The sequence below is a fragment of the Thiocapsa imhoffii genome, assembly GCF_016583985.1.
Taxonomy (GTDB): Bacteria; Pseudomonadota; Gammaproteobacteria; order Chromatiales; family Chromatiaceae; genus Thiocapsa; species Thiocapsa imhoffii.
In genome coordinates this window covers 331159-347073 of sequence record NZ_NRSD01000002.1, presented here as the reverse complement: position 1 = coordinate 347073, position 15915 = coordinate 331159, and the positions used below count along the sequence as shown (strand labels likewise).

Here is a 15915-nt window from a genome sequence, read left to right as displayed (position 1 = left end):
ACCGCCCCACGGTAACGAGGCAACCACCACGCCGGCACCCGTGCCAGCCACTCATCGTGAATGACGCGCCAGCCGCTGCATCACCAGCAGACAAGCGAGGCCGCAGAGCATGATCGTGCCAACGGCCAGCAGGGACCCGTCGAAGGTTCCGGTGCGTTCGGCCACTTCGCCGGCGAGAATCGGCCCTAAGATCTGTGCGATCCCATAGCCCAGGGTCAAACGCGCCATGATTTGCGAGGGATGCGCTGGATAACGGATCCCGACCATGGTCAGAACCAGCGACACGATGCCGATAAAGGTGGCACCAAACAAGAGCGCGCTCAAGATCGCCGCCCAACCCGTGGTGACGACAACCGGCAGCAGGATGCCAATGATCTGCAGGATAAAGGCGACTTGGAGCGCGTGCAGATGCCCGAACCGACGCGCGAGCCGATCCCAAAGCAAGGGGGCGGGGATCGCCGCGATCCCGACCAACAGCCACATCCAATCGCCCCAGCCCTGCAAGGCCGGCTGTTGCTCGGTGATCACGACCGTGAAGGTCGCGCTGATCACATAACCGAATCCAGCGCACACATAAGCGCCTTGCAACAACCAAAGCCAGCTCGGCGCGGGTTCCGGCGCCCGGGCGAGTTGGCTTGCCGTCAGGGGTGGCCCCTGCTCCGGCCGGGGCAAACCGAGCCAGGCGGGGATCAGCAAGAGGGCGCCCACGATCGTGAGTGCGAGCCACTGCCCTCTCCACGTGAAGGCCAAACCCGCGGCGGCAACCACGAGGACGCCGACCAGGATCCCGAGACCAATCCCACTGAAATGCAGTCCAAGCTCGCTGCGATGTTCATGACGGATCAGCCAGTTGAGAATCAACCCGGATCCCAGCATCAGCCCCGCGGCGCTGCTCAATCCCGCAAGATAGCGACTGGTCCCCCAGAGGATCGCGGACTCGGACCAGGCCATCATCGCAGTGGTGATGACGGCCAGGACCAGTCCGGCACGATAGAGTCGATCCTTCCGTCGAAGATCCTGCAACCGACTGATGATCAGCACACCGGTCAGATAGCCGAGATAATTCCAACCCGCCAGCCAACCCGCCAACGCCTCACCCATGCCGGTCTGCGACTGGAGCACCGGGATCATCGGCGTGTAGGCAAAACGCGCGATGCCCAGGGTCAGGACCAGGGCGCAGATCCCAGAGGCCAGCACGGTCCAAGCACTCGGTCGCGCGTGCTGACGTGCCATCAGTCGCGCTGTCCAGGACAATCTCGAACCACGGCGGCCAGCAACGACGAACGCCACAGATAAACCAGCGCGGCGAGCGACAGCATCAATGACACCAGCATCGCCTCGTCGATGCTCTGCCACAGGAACGAATGCTCCTGCCACACTGCGCGGCCGACCAGTGCCAGATAGAGCAGGATGGACAGGCTGAGGATCTCGCGGGCGCGCCACCAGATCCATCTCACCCAGTCCTTGCAGGGTCGTGCGCGCCGCATGGCGGCGAGCAGTACCAGCACGGCCGGCAGATCGGCCAGCAGATAGGCGGGCATGACCAGATTGCGGATGATCGCAAGCCCCTCACCCATCGTGGGCATGAAGGTGATCCCGAGCAACAGCAGGTGACGAACCAAGAAGAGGATCACCAACCACAGGGGGATCGGCACCTTCAGAAGGAGATCCTCATCGTAGCGATCAGCTGCGTCGTACACCCGAGCCAGACTCCGTTGAAGAGGTCACCAGCACCCGATGCCGCTCCCGCGGGGCGCCAATTCGGGGATTCTCCGCCGCCATTGCGATCGCCTCCCGCTCAAGACGGCGGGGATTGATCGAGTTGCTCGAAGATACAATTCAGCGCCGCGGTGTTCGTCCCCGTCGGATAGAACCCATTGAGATCGGTCGCATAGGTCGAACGATCGATCCGACCGAAATAGAGCTTGCTGGTCTCATCGAGGAAGTAGACATTGTCGTCGCTGACATTGATCAAATAATTCAGCGGCTGATTGCCGACCGAGAGATGACCGCAGACGTCCGCGATCTGGTTGTAGAAGGCCTCGGCACCTGGCGTCTCGAACAAGCTGTCAGGCGCGATCAGATCGCCACCACAACCGCTGAGCGCCAAAACTCCAGCGCCAAGCCAATACCGCATTGGCGTGGCTGAGACGCACGCACCGACGCCCTGGTTGATTGCATTCATCGACATCGTCCTCGGTGAGAGAGGGATCCGAAATCAGTCGTCCGTGATGAACACGTCCTGACCCGCCGCCATGAGTTCCGCCGCCTTCGCATTGATGTAGTCGAACGGACTGTCCGGGAAGCTCTCGGCATGGCGACCCGCAACATACTCCAAGAAACCACCGAAGTGGAAACGGTAGAGGTCTCCTTCGATGCGCGTGACCTCGCTCCCCGCATCGAAGAACACGATGCTGGGCCGGTAGTGAATGCCGAGTGCCTCGGCGAATGCCTTGGGTGTCGTGGTCTTGCCCCGGACATCGATCAGCGGGGCCTCGGAGCGGGTATCGAGACGGACCAGGGTGAATCCCTCGAGGAGTTCGCGGATGTGCGGATCCGCGAGATGTCCGTCGTGCAGCGCATCACACGCCACACAGCCGCCATCCTCGAACAGGATCGCCAGCGGTGTGTCCTCAACCTGACTCAGGTCATCGAGATCCTGAATGTGTGGATGGGCACGGAATTGATACAGGTCCGCGTCACGCCGCGCCAACGCGTACTGATTGAAGTCCTGCTGGGTATAGGCGCGCTCCTGGACATAGTCGAGCACGAGCTTGAAATCATCGAGATGACGGTATCCGGTGATCCGCGCCACGGGGCGGTTGTCCGGATCGAGAAAAATCAGGGTCGGGGTGAAGCGAACCTGATAGAGCTCGGCCATCTCCTTTTCCGTCATCGACATCTCCGCCGTCACGGCGACCTTGCGATCCCCCTTGGTGTCGAGCGCGATGACATCGAAGTGTTCTTGAATGAAGTCACGGTAGGGCGCGTTGGCGAAGTTCTCTTGAATCATTTTGTAGCAATAGGGGCAACCTTCCATCTCCATGATGAGGATGACGTGCTTGCCCTGCGCGGCGGCCTCCTCGACATCTTCAGCCAGATCGAGAAAGCTGTTCTTGAACCAGTCGGGATGACTCAACGCCTTGACACCGATAAGCTGCCCTGGCGTGACGACCTCCTCGGCTTGCGCGAGCCAGGGCACGGATAGCGCCGCGATGATCGTGATCAGAACGAACTTGCGCAATCGGCGCGGTTGCGAACTCAGCATTGACAATGTCTCCTGTGATGGGTGTGGGGTGTGCGGCCGTCGTTCAGACGATCTTATTGATGAAAGCGGGTTCTGACGCCTTGCGAGAGACCCTAGCCGGACGTGCTGCTCCCTTCCGTAGCCTCTGATGATTGGGATCTGGACGGTCGCGGCGACATGGCGATGAGCGCCTATCGAATCGGGCCAACCAAGGCCCCAAGCAGCAGCACCCCAGAGGCAGCGACCGTGATCAATACGTTGTCATCGATCGGACCAAACTCGTAGCGTTCGATCCAGGTTGCGACCAGCGCGGAGAGCAGTCCCCACTCCGGAATCGCGGGCTGTGCCTGCCCCCCGATCACCCAACCCAAGGGGGCACAGACCAGCAACATGAACACATTTCCAACGGGACTTTTCGAGCGGCGTTTGATCATGAGGTTCCGCGCGATGCCCGTGACGCCATCACCGAAGGCCATGTAGAGTGCCGGCAGGATGGCGAGCCAGGGATCATCGAGCAACCACCAGAGCGCCGAGACCGAAATCGCCCACATGAGCGCGAACTTCACATCGTTGCGGTTATCGGCGGTTTGAAACCAACTGAACCGCATGCCAGTGACATGCGCGGCCAGGGTCAAGAGCGTCAGCAATAACCCGCAGATCAGCGGAAACCAGGGACTGGTGAAGACGAGCGGCACCATCAGCGAGCCCACGCCGCCGCCGAGCATGTGGACGATCTTGCGGTTGTAATACACGGCACGGATGGGCTCCATGCCACGGGCGACCATCATTTGATAGGGTATCCGGGTCAACACCAGTACCGCGAGCACGTAGAGGCTCAAACCGACTGCCCAGAGGAACTCTGTGGTCAGGCTCATGGCACCACCCCGCCCTCTGAGGGAACCCCGGATAATCGAACCATAACCGTCCGCACGCTGAGAGCGAACCGATCATCGATGTTACGGACCATGCAGGAAGCCCCCCTCCTTGCCATTGCTCACGCCGCAGCCAGCGCCGCTGCATCCTGCGGAAAATCCGCCGCTGACGCAACCTCTCACCAGGTCCGCCGCGACACTCACTCGGGGCAATCCTGCGAGGATCGGAATCAAGGACGCTCGGGGGGCGTCATGCAGGACGGACCTGCCTCACCACGGCGCGGAATCGGGTGTTGAGAATCGGTGACTTGCAACGGCAGGATTGGAAGGCGCGGCCGAGTTGTTATATTGTTGCCATCTCAGAGTGGGGGTGATCCTCCGCGGCCACGGACTGTTGTTCGTTCGGTCGATCCGCGCGAGCAGGGCACCGACGCGCCGCGCTGCTTCCGTCATCCGATCGCAACACCCTATTCGACCACCACTGGAGCCTGCCAACCATGCGAGAGCGTCTCGTCTCCGTCCTCTTGGTCTTGGTCCTGAGCCGCGCGAGCGCCGTCGCGGCAGATCCGCTTTCGGTCTTCGTCAGCGTTGTCCCACTCCAGACCTTCGTCGAACGCATCGGCGGTGACCACACACAGGTGGTGACGCTGGTGCAGCCTGGGCAGAATCCACACGCCTACGAACCCACCGCGCGCCAGATCGCCTCACTTGCCGCCGCCGACCTTTACGTGCGCACCGGCGTCGGCTTTGAACAGGCCTGGATGTCGCGGCTGCAAGCGGCCAATCCGCGCATGACCCTGCTCGATGCGCGAGACGGTCTCGAAGGACGTGAACACGACCATCACCACCATCATGGTCATGACCACGACCATGGGCACGCCGATCCACTCGACGCGATCGACCCACACGTCTGGACAAGCCCGCAACGCGTCAAACTCATGGCCGCGCGCATCCGTGACGCCTTAACCGCACTCGCTTCCGAGCATGCGGCCGCTTTTCAAGCCAACTACGACCGTTTCGCGGCCGACCTCGAGGCGCTGGATGAGGAGATCCGTGCACGCCTCGCGAGCCTCGACGACCGCCACTTCATGGTCTATCACCCGGCTTGGGGATACTTCGCCGACGATTATGGCCTGACCCAAATCGCCATTGAGCACGAAGGCAAGGAACCCGGCCCCCGCGCCCTCGCTCGCTTGATCGAGCAGGCCCGCCAGCGGGGAACCCGCGTTATCTTCGTCGAACCACAATACAACTCCGCCGCCGCTGAACAAATCGCCGCGGCCATCGGCGGTGAAGTCGTCGTCATCGACCCACTGTCTGGGGATTATTTCAACAATCTTCGTCACCTAGCCAAGCAGCTTGCGCCGGAACAGGATTCCTGATGGGCTCCACCACCATGGCTCCATCCAGGCACCCGAGACCGGCGCGCGGCGCCCCCGTCATCGGCCTAGACGGGGTGAGTTTCTCCTACGGTGAGGCACCGGTACTCGAGCGCGTCGACCTCGAGATCCTTGCCGGTGAGTTTGTCGGTCTCGTCGGTCCGAACGCCGGGGGCAAGAGCACACTCCTGAAACTGGTGCTTGGGCTTCTGGAGCCACAGCAGGGACGCATTCACGTCCTAGGCCGAGCCCCCCATCATGCGGTTCGATGGATCGGCTATGTCCCCCAGTTCCCGACCTTTCCGCGCGATTTCCCGATCTCCGTTGCACAGGTCGTCCTCATGGGGCGGCTCGGGCGAGGCACTGGCATCGGTTGGCATCGCGCAAGCGATCGCGCCGCCACCCGAACGGCCCTCGCCGAAGTCGAGGCGCTCGACCTGGCGGAACGGCGCATTGGAACGCTCTCGGGCGGGCAGCTGCAGCGCGTCCTGCTCGCCCGCGCCCTGGTCTCTGAGCCGCACATCTTGATCCTCGACGAACCGACTGCAAACATCGATCAGCGCCGCGAAAGCGATATCTTCGATCTTCTCGCGCGCTTGAACGAACGCCTGACGATCCTGGTCGTCTCCCACGACATCGCCTTTATCTCGGGTTATGTGGATCGTGTCGCCTGCTTGAACCGTACGCTCATGTGTCACAGCACCGCCAGTGTCGATGCCGACTTCATCCATCAGCTCTACGGCCCGAACATCCGTCAGGTCGCCCATGGCGGCGAACCGTTAGAGCTCCGGCACGAGCATTGATCGATGCACGACTTCCTTCAAGCGCTCGGCCAACACAGCTTCCTCCAAACCGCCCTGATGGCCGGACTGCTCGCGAGCCTAGGCTGCGGCATCATCGGGACCTTTGTGGTGGTCAAGCGTATCGCCTTCATGGCCGGCGGAATTGCCCATTCGGTGCTCGGCGGCATGGGCGCGGCCCTCTACTTCGGTCTCGACCCAGTGCTTGGGGCGCTGCTCGCCGCGGTGTTCGCCGCGGTGCTGATCGGACTCGTGCGACTCTACTGGAACGCGCAGGAAGACACGCTGATCGGTGCAATCTGGGCGATTGGAATGTCGATCGGCATCCTCTTCATCTCCAAGACCCCCGGATACTCAACTGATCTCATGAGTTTTCTGTTCGGCAACATCCTCTTGGTTCCGCATCGAGAACTCTGGTTCATGGCCGCACTCGATCTCGTCTTGGTGCTGATCCTCGCCCTCTTCTATCGACAACTGCTCGCGGTGACCTTCGATGAGGAGTTCGCGCGCTTGCGCGGGGTTCCGGTCGGGGCCTTCTACCTCCTGCTCCTCTGCCTCGTCGCGGTCACGGTCGTGCTCTTGATCCAGGTCGTGGGACTCATTCTCGTCATCGCCCTCCTCACCCTTCCAGCCGCCATCGCGGGGCATTATGTGCATTCGCTCGGCAGCATGATGGTGATCGCCACCCTGCTCGGCGGACTGTTCACCTCAACCGGGCTCGCGCTATCCTTCGGCCCTGACCTGCCGGCCGGACCGACCATGATCTTGCTCGCTGGCGGTGCCTATGTCGTCTCCGCGCTCATCAGTCGTGTCTTGCAGCGACGACGCGCGGCCTACAAGGCATTGAAGAGTGCGAGCTGACGGGAGACGGATCTTGAACATGCCGATGAGTACCGATGTCCTGACACGCGCCGAGTCCATCTGCCAACAGCGCGGAGTCCGGCTCACCACGCAACGCCGCCGGGTGCTCGCCATCCTGTGCGCCTCCAACCGTCCGCTCGGTGCCTACGAGATTCTCGAAGCCATGCGTGACGGGGCCCGCACCCTCGCCCCTCCGACGGTCTACCGCGCCCTTGACTTCTTGCTCGAACATGGACTCGTTCACAAGATTGAGAGCATGCATGCCTTCGTTGGCTGCAATCACCCTGAGCATCCGCACTCCAGCCAATTTCTCATCTGCCATGATTGTGGGGTGGTGACCGAGATCGACGACGCAGCCGTCACGCAGAGCTTGGGCAGCGCGGCCGATGTCAGCGGTTTTCGCGCGCAACGACGGGTCGTGGAGGTCATCGGGACCTGTGCCCAGTGCGCCGAGAAAAACGGTTGAGACCATCACTCGCCGTGCGGTCATGCAGACGGCTCGAGGCCCCATCAGGCGCCGCGCCATCACCCGGCCCCCCTCAAACCTGATGCAAGCGCCTGCTGTCAGTTGAATGTCGTCATGACTCAGAGAGTGGTACCGATGCACAAGAACCCGCAACCTGACCCAGATCGCATCCAGGGCAACACGCCGATGCCATCGCACCGCCGAAGCGTTCAGATCATCATGATCGCCTTGATCCCGTGGCTCGCCGCCAGTATTGCAAGTGCTGATCTATGGGCGCATCCCAACGCACAGCGAACGGAGGCTCCACATGTTCACGGACTCGCCCATCTGACGGTCGCGACCGAGGATGACCTGGTGCATGTCGAGCTGATCTGTCCCGCTGCCAGCCTCGTTGGGTTCGAGCGCGCGCCGCGCAGCGACGAGGAACGCGCGACGATCGCGCTGGCGAAGAGCAATTTGCTGGCTGGCGATGCCATGATCCGCTTCAATACCGATGCGCGCTGCCGCATGGCATCGGCTGCCTTCGAAACCGGCTTCGACGATGCCCCAGCGAGCGGCAGTGAACACACCCATTCGCACTCTCATCAACAGGGACACGACGCTTCCGACCAACACGCCGATGTGGTCGTCACCTACCAATTCATCTGCGATCAACCCGACCAGCTCGGGTCCGCTGCACTGGGACTCTTCGCCGGCTTTCCTGCCGTCGAACGGATCCTAGTGAGTTACGTGACGGCCGAGGGCCAAGGCCGCGCTGAGCTGACGCCGCGACAGGCCGTTGTCAACTTCGTGCCCTTCTAGGCGTGACGGACACCATCAGGCCACGGACGCACCGCCCCGCGGCGCCGGGACAGACGCGCCAAGGAGCGCGCCGGCTGGGACGCGCCAAATGACGTCCGACATGACGCGCCAAGACCTGCACCCCAGACCGATCGTTGACCTAGATGGACTGAGGTTTCGGTGGCGTTCCAATGCCTCGAGCCTGCTCTCGATCGAGCGACTGCGGATCGCGCCCGGCGAGCGCATCCTGATCGAAGGTCCGAGCGGCAGCGGCAAAACGACCCTGCTAAACCTGCTCGCCGGCGTGATCACGCCCAGTCAAGGCCGCATCCACATCCTCGGGCAACGGCTCGACACCATGACCGCGATCGCGCGGGATCACTTTCGCGCCGATCACATCGGTTACGTCTTTCAGATGTTCAATCTGATTCCGTACTTATCCATCCTCGAGAATGTGCTGCTCCCCTGTCGCTTCTCGCGACGGCGGCGCGAGCGCGCACAGGCGATGCGTCCCGGCCCGCGCCAGCGCACGTCGCAGGCCCTGCGGGCCGAGGCCCTCAGACTGCTCGAACAACTCGACCTGGGCGAGGCCGCATGCGCCAAGCAACCCGTGACGCAACTCTCGGTGGGGCAGCAACAGCGAGTCGCCGCCGCGCGCGCCCTGATCGGCGCACCCGAGATTCTGATCGCTGACGAACCGACCTCGGCGCTCGACGCCGATCGGCGGGAGGATTTTCTCCAACTTCTGCTCACAGAGTGCGCCGACTCGAAAATGACGCTCATTGTTGTCAGCCACGATCAAGCACTCTCGGCGTTGTTCGATCGGCGGGTTCGTCTCATCAACGGCGAAATCCATTGATCTCTGATGAAAACACGGCACGTCCGCTCAAGCCCGAACGCTGGTGTCCTGCGAACCAATGCGCGCGTGCTACACTTCCACTCAACAAGACATCACTTATGCAGTTGAGCGCGTCTGGACTCCAGCGTGATGAGCTTCATCGTCATGCTATGAATGGAGATTGGGTCTCGATCACCGCGTAGGACAGGCGCCGCCACCGGGACAGACTGCAGACTGGAGGATCATCCCGGCGGATGGAGCCAGCGAGACCACGTGATTCAGGACTGAAGGCGATGCAGCGGAGCGAACAGGAGAACCCAGAGAGCGCGGCACGCCCCCTGTGGTATCTCGTGCAATCGAAGCCTCGTCAGGAGGATCGCGCTGAATTCAACCTCGCTCAGCAAGGGTATTGCGTCTATCGACCGTGCCTGATGGTCGAACACATCCGTCGCGGCCGGCGCGTCCAAGTCGAAGAATCCCTGTTCCCGAACTACCTCTTCATTCAACTCCAGCGCTGGGTCGACAATTGGTATCCCTTGCGCTCAACCCGCGGTGTCTCGCGGTTGGTCGCCTTTGGCGGCGAGGCCCTGCCGGTCGAGGATCAACTGATCGATGAGATTCGCTGCCGGCTCGCGGCTCAGCCGCTCAATACGGTGATGCAGCCGGGCCAGAAAGTCGAGATCATTCAAGGACCCTTCCGCGGACTGGATGCCATCTTCCAAACCCATCGTGGCGAGCAGCGCGTGCAACTCTTGCTCGAGATGCTGCATCGTCCGGTGTCTGTGACCATCCCGATCGCCGACATTCGTCGCTCAGCCTGAGTCCCCACCGGGACCAGGATCCGGAATCGGGCGTTGATGCCATGACCGCGAGAAGGTCGAGCTCCCCAAGCGTCAGAAACCCGATGGCTACCGGGAGCCAGACGACTCGTTCAAGAGGATTCCTGAGGTGTCTTGAGCGCGTGCTCCGCGCGCTGAGCGCGCGAGCGCACCCGGTTAGCCGTCTGCGATTCGCTCCTGCCGTCCCCTAGCCTCGCCGACACGCCCGGCCGTCAGTCGGGCCGGGGTGACGGCGTGACCTCCGCGACCAACGCCCGAAGGCCGGCTTGGCGCTATCCAACGCAGCCGCTTCCAGCCTCCAGCGTGCAAGCCCTGCCGGTGCCGACTCAGAAATCGAGGCGCTGGCGCAGGCATGATTGACAGGTCCTCGAATCGAGTATTATTGTCCAGGACAATGCATTCCCCCTGACACAGACCCTTTAGAACGGATATGGATCGACCAGAAATCTGTGTTAAGCCGTCTTGGCGGAAATCAGACCCACCGTTCTCCATCAACAGTGTCGATACCGCCAACGCACGCCTTTTGATCGTATCGACTGGTCACCGTCCGAGGCTGTCGCAGAACACAGAACGGGCACAACAGCACGTCCGTCTCCAAGGCATGTCATTGGTTAGACTGAGCACACGCGGTCTCGGTGTTTCTTTATCGGTGTTTCTTTAGGGGGATAGATGATTCGCATCGGTTTGATGCCACCGCTCAGTGGTATTGCCGATCTCTACGGCCAGGAGATCTCCTGGGCTGCTCAGATCGCCGTCGAGGAAATCAACGCGAGCGGCGGTCTGCTCGGTCGCCCGCTCGAGCTCGTCATCGAGGACGATGGCAGCATGCCGGATACGGCATTGCGCGCAGCCAAGCGGCTGCTTGAGGAGCATGGCTGCTCGGCGTTAATTGGCAACCTGCTCAGCAATTCCCGCATCGCGATCGCTGCTCAGATCACCGAGCCCAGGCAGGTCCCCTACCTGAATTTCTCCTTCTATGAAGGCAGCATCGCCGGGCGCTTCTTCTTCCATTGCGCCGCGCTGCCAAATCAGCAGATCGAGCAGATGATTCCCTTCATGGCCGAGCGCTATGGCCCGAAGATGTTCTTTGCTGGCCACAACTACGAATGGCCGTTCGGCTCGATCGACGTCGCCAAACGTGCGCTATCGAGGATCGGCGGCGAAGTGGTCGGCGAAGACTATCTGCCGTTCGGCCTGCCAGCACAGCGACTCGCGGCTCTCCTCGATCGGCTCGGCACCTCGGGCGCCGACGTCTTCGTTCCGTATTTTGCCGGACGCGACCAAATCAAGCTGCTGAACGACTTCGCCACGCATGGGTTGAAGAAGATCGCCGTGGTGATGGGCCACTTCGACGAGGCCATGGCCGGCTTTCTCAAGCCCGAGGTTCGCACCGGGCTCTACTCCTCCAACACCTACTTCATGTCGGTCGATACCGCGCGGAGTCGCGCCTACCTGGAGCGTTTGCGCGCGCATCCAGAGGTCGATGCCCTGTGGCCCAACGGCCGCGGCGTGCTGACCAACTTCGGTGAGGCCGCCTACTGCTGTGTGCACGCCTACGCGCAGGCGGTCAAGGCCGCCGGTTGCACTGAGCCAGCAAGCGTCGTTCAGGCACTGGAACAGGTGCGCGTCGACTCCTGCCAAGGTGAAGTGCGCATGGATCCGTGCAGTCATCACGCCGAGGTCAACAGTTTCCTCGCCCGCTGCCGAGCCGATGGCACCTTCGAGATCATCCAGTCCTTTGGCCGGATCGCGCCGCGGATTCCCGAGCGCTATCGCTCGCGAAGCCCGCGCACACCCAACGTCACCGAGTTATTCTCCCGGTCTCACTTGGATGATCGACCGATCCCGGTTTGCGATGCTGGCGTCTCGGACCTCTCTCATCGCATCCTCGATATCGTCGACGTGGCCGTGATTGCCGCCGAGGCCGACGGTCGGATCCTGCAAGCCAATCTTGGCGCGGCGAAGTTGTTCGGCTATACCTTATCGGAGCTCACTCATCTGCAGGTCGATCTGCTGCTGCCACCCCATCAGCGACCCGGTCATCGCGAGGCCATGCGCGCCTTCGAGCAAAGCCCCTTGCAGCATCTACCAATGGGGCATCGCGGTGAGATCACTGGCTATCGCCAGGATGGCACCCTATTCCCTGCTGTCGCCTCGCTGAGCAAATTCATCGACGCGGATCGCGTGGTGCTGGTCGCCGCCCTACAGGACATCAGCGCGAAGAAGCTCGCCGAGCAAGATCTGTGGTGGCGCGCGACCCACGATCCGAACACGCGTTTACCCAATCGGATTCTGATCTGCGACCGACTCGAACATGCGCTGCAGCGCTCCGAGCACCGCCGGCGCTGGGTGGCCGTCCTCGTTATCGATCTGGATGACTTCAGGCTGCTCAACGACAACTACGGCCATCCGATCGGCGATCAGGCATTGGTGCAGGTCGCCGGACGGCTGCTCGGTCAGGTTCATCCAGGCGACACCGTCGGTTACCTGGGTGCCGATGAGTTCGTGGTGCTGTGCGAACAGGTCACGCACACCGACGATGTCGTGCGACTGGCCGAACAGATCAACGCCGTGCTGCGCCTACCACTGCAGCTGGACAACCACGACATCACCTGCACCGCCAGCATCGGCTTCGCGCTCGGCCTCGGCACCACGATCAGTGCCGATGTGCTGCTGCGCAATGCCGACATTGCCATGCACGCAAGCAAGGCCCAGGGGCGTAACACCTGGCGGTCCTTCTCACGCGACTTGGGTGAGCAGTCCAAAGAGCGTCTGAGCCTCGTCACCGGCCTACGCCACGCCATTGCGCGCAACGAGCTGAGCCTGGCCTTCCAGCCGATCCTCGCCGCTAACAGTCTGCGCATCCAGGGCGCAGAGGCCCTGCTGCGCTGGCATCCGCGCAGCGGTCCGGTCTCGCCCGCCCTCTTCGTGCCGATCGCTGAGCAGTCCGGCGCCATCGTCGAGATTGGGCGCTGGGTGTTCGAGCAGACGTGCAGCGCACAGCAGCGGCTTGCACAGGCCTACCCAGACAGTCCGCCCTACCTCTCGCTGAACCTCTCCGCGGCACAGTTGAACGATGAGCACATCATCGATGAGTTCGCACTGATTCTTCAGCGCACCGGTGCCGACACAACGCGCTTACTGCTCGAGCTCACCGAAACCGCCCTGTTCGCCGACGTCGAGAAAAACCTGCGGATCCTGCATGCCCTCGCTGAACTCGGCATGCAGGTTGCCGTCGATGATTTCGGCACCGGTTACTCCTCGCTGCTGCAGCTACTCCGCTTACCGGTCTCGCAGATCAAGATCGACCGCGCATTCGTCGACGGCATCGAGCACCGCGAGGATGCGCGCCTGATCATCAGCGCGATGGTCAAGATGGGGCACGCACTCGGCAAGCGACTGATCGCCGAAGGCGTCGAGAACGAGGCCCAGCTCTTCGAGCTGCAGGCACTGAAATGCGACGCGCTCCAGGGGTTTCATCTGTATCGGCCGATGCCCGAGCAGGCCCTGCTCGAGGCCATCGCAGAGAACCATCGACAGCCGCCATGCAACGCCTCACGGGTCTACTACCTGATCTACCTCAGCCGGGCCAACGAGGCGCTCGGGCGCGAGCATATCGATGAGATCGTCGCGCAATCGCGCGCGAGCAATCGGCCCGAGGGCATCACCGGACTGCTGATCTACCAGAACGGCTACTTCATGCAACTCCTTGAAGGACGTCAAGAGCCGGTGGAGGCGCTGATGGCGCGCATCGCCGAGGACCCGCGCCACAGCGAGCCATTGGTGGTGGTGCGCGGTTATGCCGGGCAGCGGCTCTTCGCCGACTGGTCCATGGGCTACTGGAAGGTCGGTGCTACCCCGGACGGGGAGCAGAGTCCATTCGAACGGCACAGCCAGACGATCTCCCTGCGCAAGGCCAGCGAAGACACCCGTTTTTGCTACGCCTTGTTCCAGGCCTTGAGTACAGCGATCTAGTCTATTCCGAGCCGGCACCAACAGACTGTATGTGACTCCCCGGGCGCGATAGGGTGCAGCACGCCAGAGACCGAGACCATCGAAGACAATAGAGAGACACCGAGATGACACCGCATGCACGCAACCGAGCCTCGCGCGTCCCGCGGACACTGGTAGGCGGTCTTCTGTTGAGCCTGTTGGTCACTCCGGCCATGGCGCGGATGCCCTTGTTCGATGCGCATCTGCACTACTCGGAAGGTGACGCCGCCCATTTCACACCGGCGGACATCCTGGCTCGGTTCGATCGATCCGGCATTGAGCAGGCGATTGTCACCAGCACCCCACCAGAGCGGGTGCAAACGCTCTATCAAGCTGCCCCGGAACGGATTTTCCCGTTCGCCGGTCTTTACCGCGACCCGCTCGACAAGGAAAACTGGTTCCGCGATGACACACTGCCAGCCCGCATGGAACAATGGCTGGACGAGCATCACTGGGTCGGCATTGGTGAGATCCATCTCTTCGCCAGCCATCGCAACAGCCCGGTGTTCCAAGCCATTGTCGACCTTGCGGCCCGGCGGAACCTGGTGCTGATGATTCACGGAGACCCAGAGATTATCGACCGAACTTTCGAGCTGTGGCCACAGGCCCGGATTCTCTGGGCACATCTCGGTACCGATCCGCGCCCCGAACGCCTGCGCGACTATCTCGATCGCTACCCGGACCATCTCTGGATTGATACCTCTGTGCGGGACGAGCGAATCGCGCCGGAAGGTCGCTTGCTGCCCGAATGGCGCGAACTCTTCATCGAACGACCAGACCGCTTCGTGATCGGGGTGGATACCTTCAGCGTCAATCGATGGCGGAATTTCGACCAGGTGGTCGAGCACATCCGTGGTTGGTTGGCGCAACTGCCCACAGAGGTGGCACAGCAAATCGGCCGGGACAACGCACGGGCCATGCTGCGGATCCGAATCGGACATCCCAGTCACCAATGAGTATTCGGCTGCGGGTCAGCCAGCAGTTGTGGATGTCGCCGTGAATCCATCCTTGGAGGCTTCACGGCGACATCCTTGCCGCCGAGACCCCCGCAGCCGCTGGCCGATCCGAAGCAAGCCGATCATCCAAGTCTTTGGGTAGTGCTACTGCGCACCGCACGAATGCGACTCCCTCCTGCATGGAGAGGAACTCCGATTGACTCGTACTCTGACCGCAAGACGTCGCCGGCGCGGTGGCGTAAACTGGTCGCGCTTGCGTCCCACTGGCAGAGGACAACCCCTATGACACAACCCGCGACACCTCTTCACCTTGATCCTGACGACTATCTACAAGGCGAGCTCGCCAGCGACATCCGCCACGAATATGTCGCCGGTCAGGTCTTTGCCATGGCTGGAGCCGGTGAGACGCACAATCGGATCAGCCTAAACATCGCGTTTCACCTGCGCACAGCGACCCGCGGCACACCCTGCGGCGTCTTCATCAGCGACATGAAGGTGCGGGTGTCGGCACATGAGGCATTCTATTATCCAGACGTGGTCTTGACCTGCGATCCGGACGATCGGGAGTCGCTCTACAAGACATCGCCCTGTCTGATCGCCGAGGTGCTCTCGCCCTCAACCGAGATCATTGACCGGCGCGAGAAGCTCATCGCCTACCGCACCCTGCCGTCCCTGCGCGACTATCTGCTGGTGGCGCAGAACTGCCGTCGCGTGGAACGGTTTCGGCGCACGGAGGCAGGAGAGTGGCGCCACGAGATCATCGAGGACGGGGGCTTGACCTTCCGCTGCGGTGGCCTCGAGGTCACCCTGTCCGTGGCCGACCTGTACGAAGACGTCGTGCTCGCGAGCTGAAGGCACCCGCTCCCGAGCGGTGTCCATGACAG

15 protein-coding genes are annotated in these 15915 nt (G+C 62.1%); 10 read left to right on the top strand and 5 right to left on the bottom strand.

From position 1 onward, the window contains the following. Positions 1-51: 51 nt before the first annotated feature. The 5 genes from CKO25_RS03990 to CKO25_RS03970 form a co-directional block, all read right to left on the bottom strand. Complete coding sequence (locus CKO25_RS03990; protein WP_200386618.1) at positions 52-1233, bottom strand: YbfB/YjiJ family MFS transporter; 1182 nt, start codon at positions 1231-1233, stop codon at positions 52-54. Continuing rightward, positions 1233-1700: a DUF2919 family protein gene (locus CKO25_RS03985; protein ID WP_200386617.1), complete on the bottom strand. Its 468-nt coding sequence runs from the start codon at positions 1698-1700 to the stop codon at positions 1233-1235. The genes CKO25_RS03990 and CKO25_RS03985 overlap by 1 nt, the downstream gene beginning before the upstream one ends. 98 nt (positions 1701-1798) lie before the next feature. After that, the gene (locus CKO25_RS03980; RefSeq protein WP_242467378.1) at positions 1799-2185 is read right to left on the bottom strand and encodes a hypothetical protein; all 387 of its coding nucleotides are present in this window, start codon (positions 2183-2185) and stop codon (positions 1799-1801) included. Between the two features lie 33 nt (positions 2186-2218). Then, positions 2219-3268, bottom strand: a complete 1050-nt coding sequence (locus tag CKO25_RS03975) for a thioredoxin family protein (protein ID WP_200386616.1) — start codon at positions 3266-3268, stop codon at positions 2219-2221. A 170-nt stretch (positions 3269-3438) separates the two neighbouring features. Continuing rightward, on the bottom strand, positions 3439-4122 hold the full coding sequence (locus tag CKO25_RS03970) for a hypothetical protein (protein WP_200386615.1): 684 nt from the start codon (positions 4120-4122) through the stop codon (positions 3439-3441). Between the two features lie 494 nt (positions 4123-4616). On the opposite strand from CKO25_RS03970, the gene CKO25_RS03965 reads away from it, so the two are divergent. The 10 genes from CKO25_RS03965 to CKO25_RS03920 all read left to right on the top strand — a co-directional run bounded on the left by CKO25_RS03965 (position 4617) and on the right by CKO25_RS03920 (position 15883). Beyond that, on the top strand, positions 4617-5501 hold the full coding sequence (locus CKO25_RS03965; protein ID WP_200386614.1) for a metal ABC transporter solute-binding protein, Zn/Mn family: 885 nt from the start codon (positions 4617-4619) through the stop codon (positions 5499-5501). Next, positions 5501-6301: a metal ABC transporter ATP-binding protein gene (locus tag CKO25_RS03960; RefSeq protein WP_242467377.1), complete on the top strand. Its 801-nt coding sequence runs from the start codon at positions 5501-5503 to the stop codon at positions 6299-6301. The genes CKO25_RS03965 and CKO25_RS03960 overlap by 1 nt, the downstream gene beginning before the upstream one ends. Positions 6302-6304: 3 nt before the next feature. Next, on the top strand, positions 6305-7159 hold the full coding sequence (locus CKO25_RS03955; protein WP_200386613.1) for a metal ABC transporter permease: 855 nt from the start codon (positions 6305-6307) through the stop codon (positions 7157-7159). A 19-nt stretch (positions 7160-7178) separates the two neighbouring features. Continuing rightward, positions 7179-7625: a Fur family transcriptional regulator gene (locus CKO25_RS03950; protein ID WP_200386612.1), complete on the top strand. Its 447-nt coding sequence runs from the start codon at positions 7179-7181 to the stop codon at positions 7623-7625. 135 nt (positions 7626-7760) lie between these two features. Continuing rightward, on the top strand, positions 7761-8426 hold the full coding sequence (locus tag CKO25_RS03945; RefSeq protein ID WP_200386611.1) for a DUF2796 domain-containing protein: 666 nt from the start codon (positions 7761-7763) through the stop codon (positions 8424-8426). A 100-nt stretch (positions 8427-8526) separates the two neighbouring features. Next, positions 8527-9264 carry an ABC transporter ATP-binding protein gene (locus tag CKO25_RS03940; RefSeq protein WP_200386610.1) on the top strand — a complete coding sequence of 246 codons (738 nt, stop codon included), beginning with the start codon at positions 8527-8529 and terminating at the stop codon, positions 9262-9264. A 272-nt stretch (positions 9265-9536) separates the two neighbouring features. Beyond that, on the top strand, positions 9537-10064 hold the full coding sequence (rfaH, locus tag CKO25_RS03935; protein WP_200386609.1) for a transcription/translation regulatory transformer protein RfaH: 528 nt from the start codon (positions 9537-9539) through the stop codon (positions 10062-10064). Positions 10065-10751: 687 nt separating this feature from the next. Continuing rightward, the gene (locus tag CKO25_RS03930) at positions 10752-14057 is read left to right on the top strand and encodes an EAL domain-containing protein (RefSeq protein WP_242467376.1); all 3306 of its coding nucleotides are present in this window, start codon (positions 10752-10754) and stop codon (positions 14055-14057) included. 104 nt (positions 14058-14161) lie between these two features. Continuing rightward, entirely contained in the window at positions 14162-15031 is an 870-nt protein-coding gene (locus tag CKO25_RS03925; protein WP_200386608.1) for an amidohydrolase family protein, read from the top strand. 282 nt (positions 15032-15313) lie between these two features. Then, positions 15314-15883: a Uma2 family endonuclease gene (locus tag CKO25_RS03920; protein ID WP_200386607.1), complete on the top strand. Its 570-nt coding sequence runs from the start codon at positions 15314-15316 to the stop codon at positions 15881-15883. The last annotated feature ends 32 nt before the right edge of the window (positions 15884-15915 follow it).

Excerpts from the sequence above, each read along its gene's own strand:
- CKO25_RS03950 (WP_200386612.1), top strand. The coding sequence starts at position 7,179 with ATGCCGATGAGTACCGATGTCCTGACACGCGCCGAGTCCATCTGCCAA.
- CKO25_RS03930 (WP_242467376.1), top strand. The coding sequence starts at position 10,752 with ATGATTCGCATCGGTTTGATGCCACCGCTCAGTGGTATTGCCGATCTC.
- CKO25_RS03925 (WP_200386608.1), top strand. The coding sequence starts at position 14,162 with ATGACACCGCATGCACGCAACCGAGCCTCGCGCGTCCCGCGGACACTG.
- CKO25_RS03940 (WP_200386610.1), top strand. The coding sequence starts at position 8,527 with ATGACGCGCCAAGACCTGCACCCCAGACCGATCGTTGACCTAGATGGA.
- CKO25_RS03920 (WP_200386607.1), top strand. The coding sequence starts at position 15,314 with ATGACACAACCCGCGACACCTCTTCACCTTGATCCTGACGACTATCTA.
- CKO25_RS03990 (WP_200386618.1), bottom strand. The coding sequence starts at position 1,233 with ATGGCACGTCAGCACGCGCGACCGAGTGCTTGGACCGTGCTGGCCTCT.
- CKO25_RS03975 (WP_200386616.1), bottom strand. The coding sequence starts at position 3,268 with ATGCTGAGTTCGCAACCGCGCCGATTGCGCAAGTTCGTTCTGATCACG.
- rfaH (WP_200386609.1), top strand. The coding sequence starts at position 9,537 with ATGCAGCGGAGCGAACAGGAGAACCCAGAGAGCGCGGCACGCCCCCTG.
- CKO25_RS03945 (WP_200386611.1), top strand. The coding sequence starts at position 7,761 with ATGCACAAGAACCCGCAACCTGACCCAGATCGCATCCAGGGCAACACG.
- CKO25_RS03980 (WP_242467378.1), bottom strand. The coding sequence starts at position 2,185 with ATGAATGCAATCAACCAGGGCGTCGGTGCGTGCGTCTCAGCCACGCCA.
- CKO25_RS03970 (WP_200386615.1), bottom strand. The coding sequence starts at position 4,122 with ATGAGCCTGACCACAGAGTTCCTCTGGGCAGTCGGTTTGAGCCTCTAC.
- CKO25_RS03965 (WP_200386614.1), top strand. The coding sequence starts at position 4,617 with ATGCGAGAGCGTCTCGTCTCCGTCCTCTTGGTCTTGGTCCTGAGCCGC.
- CKO25_RS03960 (WP_242467377.1), top strand. The coding sequence starts at position 5,501 with ATGGGCTCCACCACCATGGCTCCATCCAGGCACCCGAGACCGGCGCGC.
- CKO25_RS03955 (WP_200386613.1), top strand. The coding sequence starts at position 6,305 with ATGCACGACTTCCTTCAAGCGCTCGGCCAACACAGCTTCCTCCAAACC.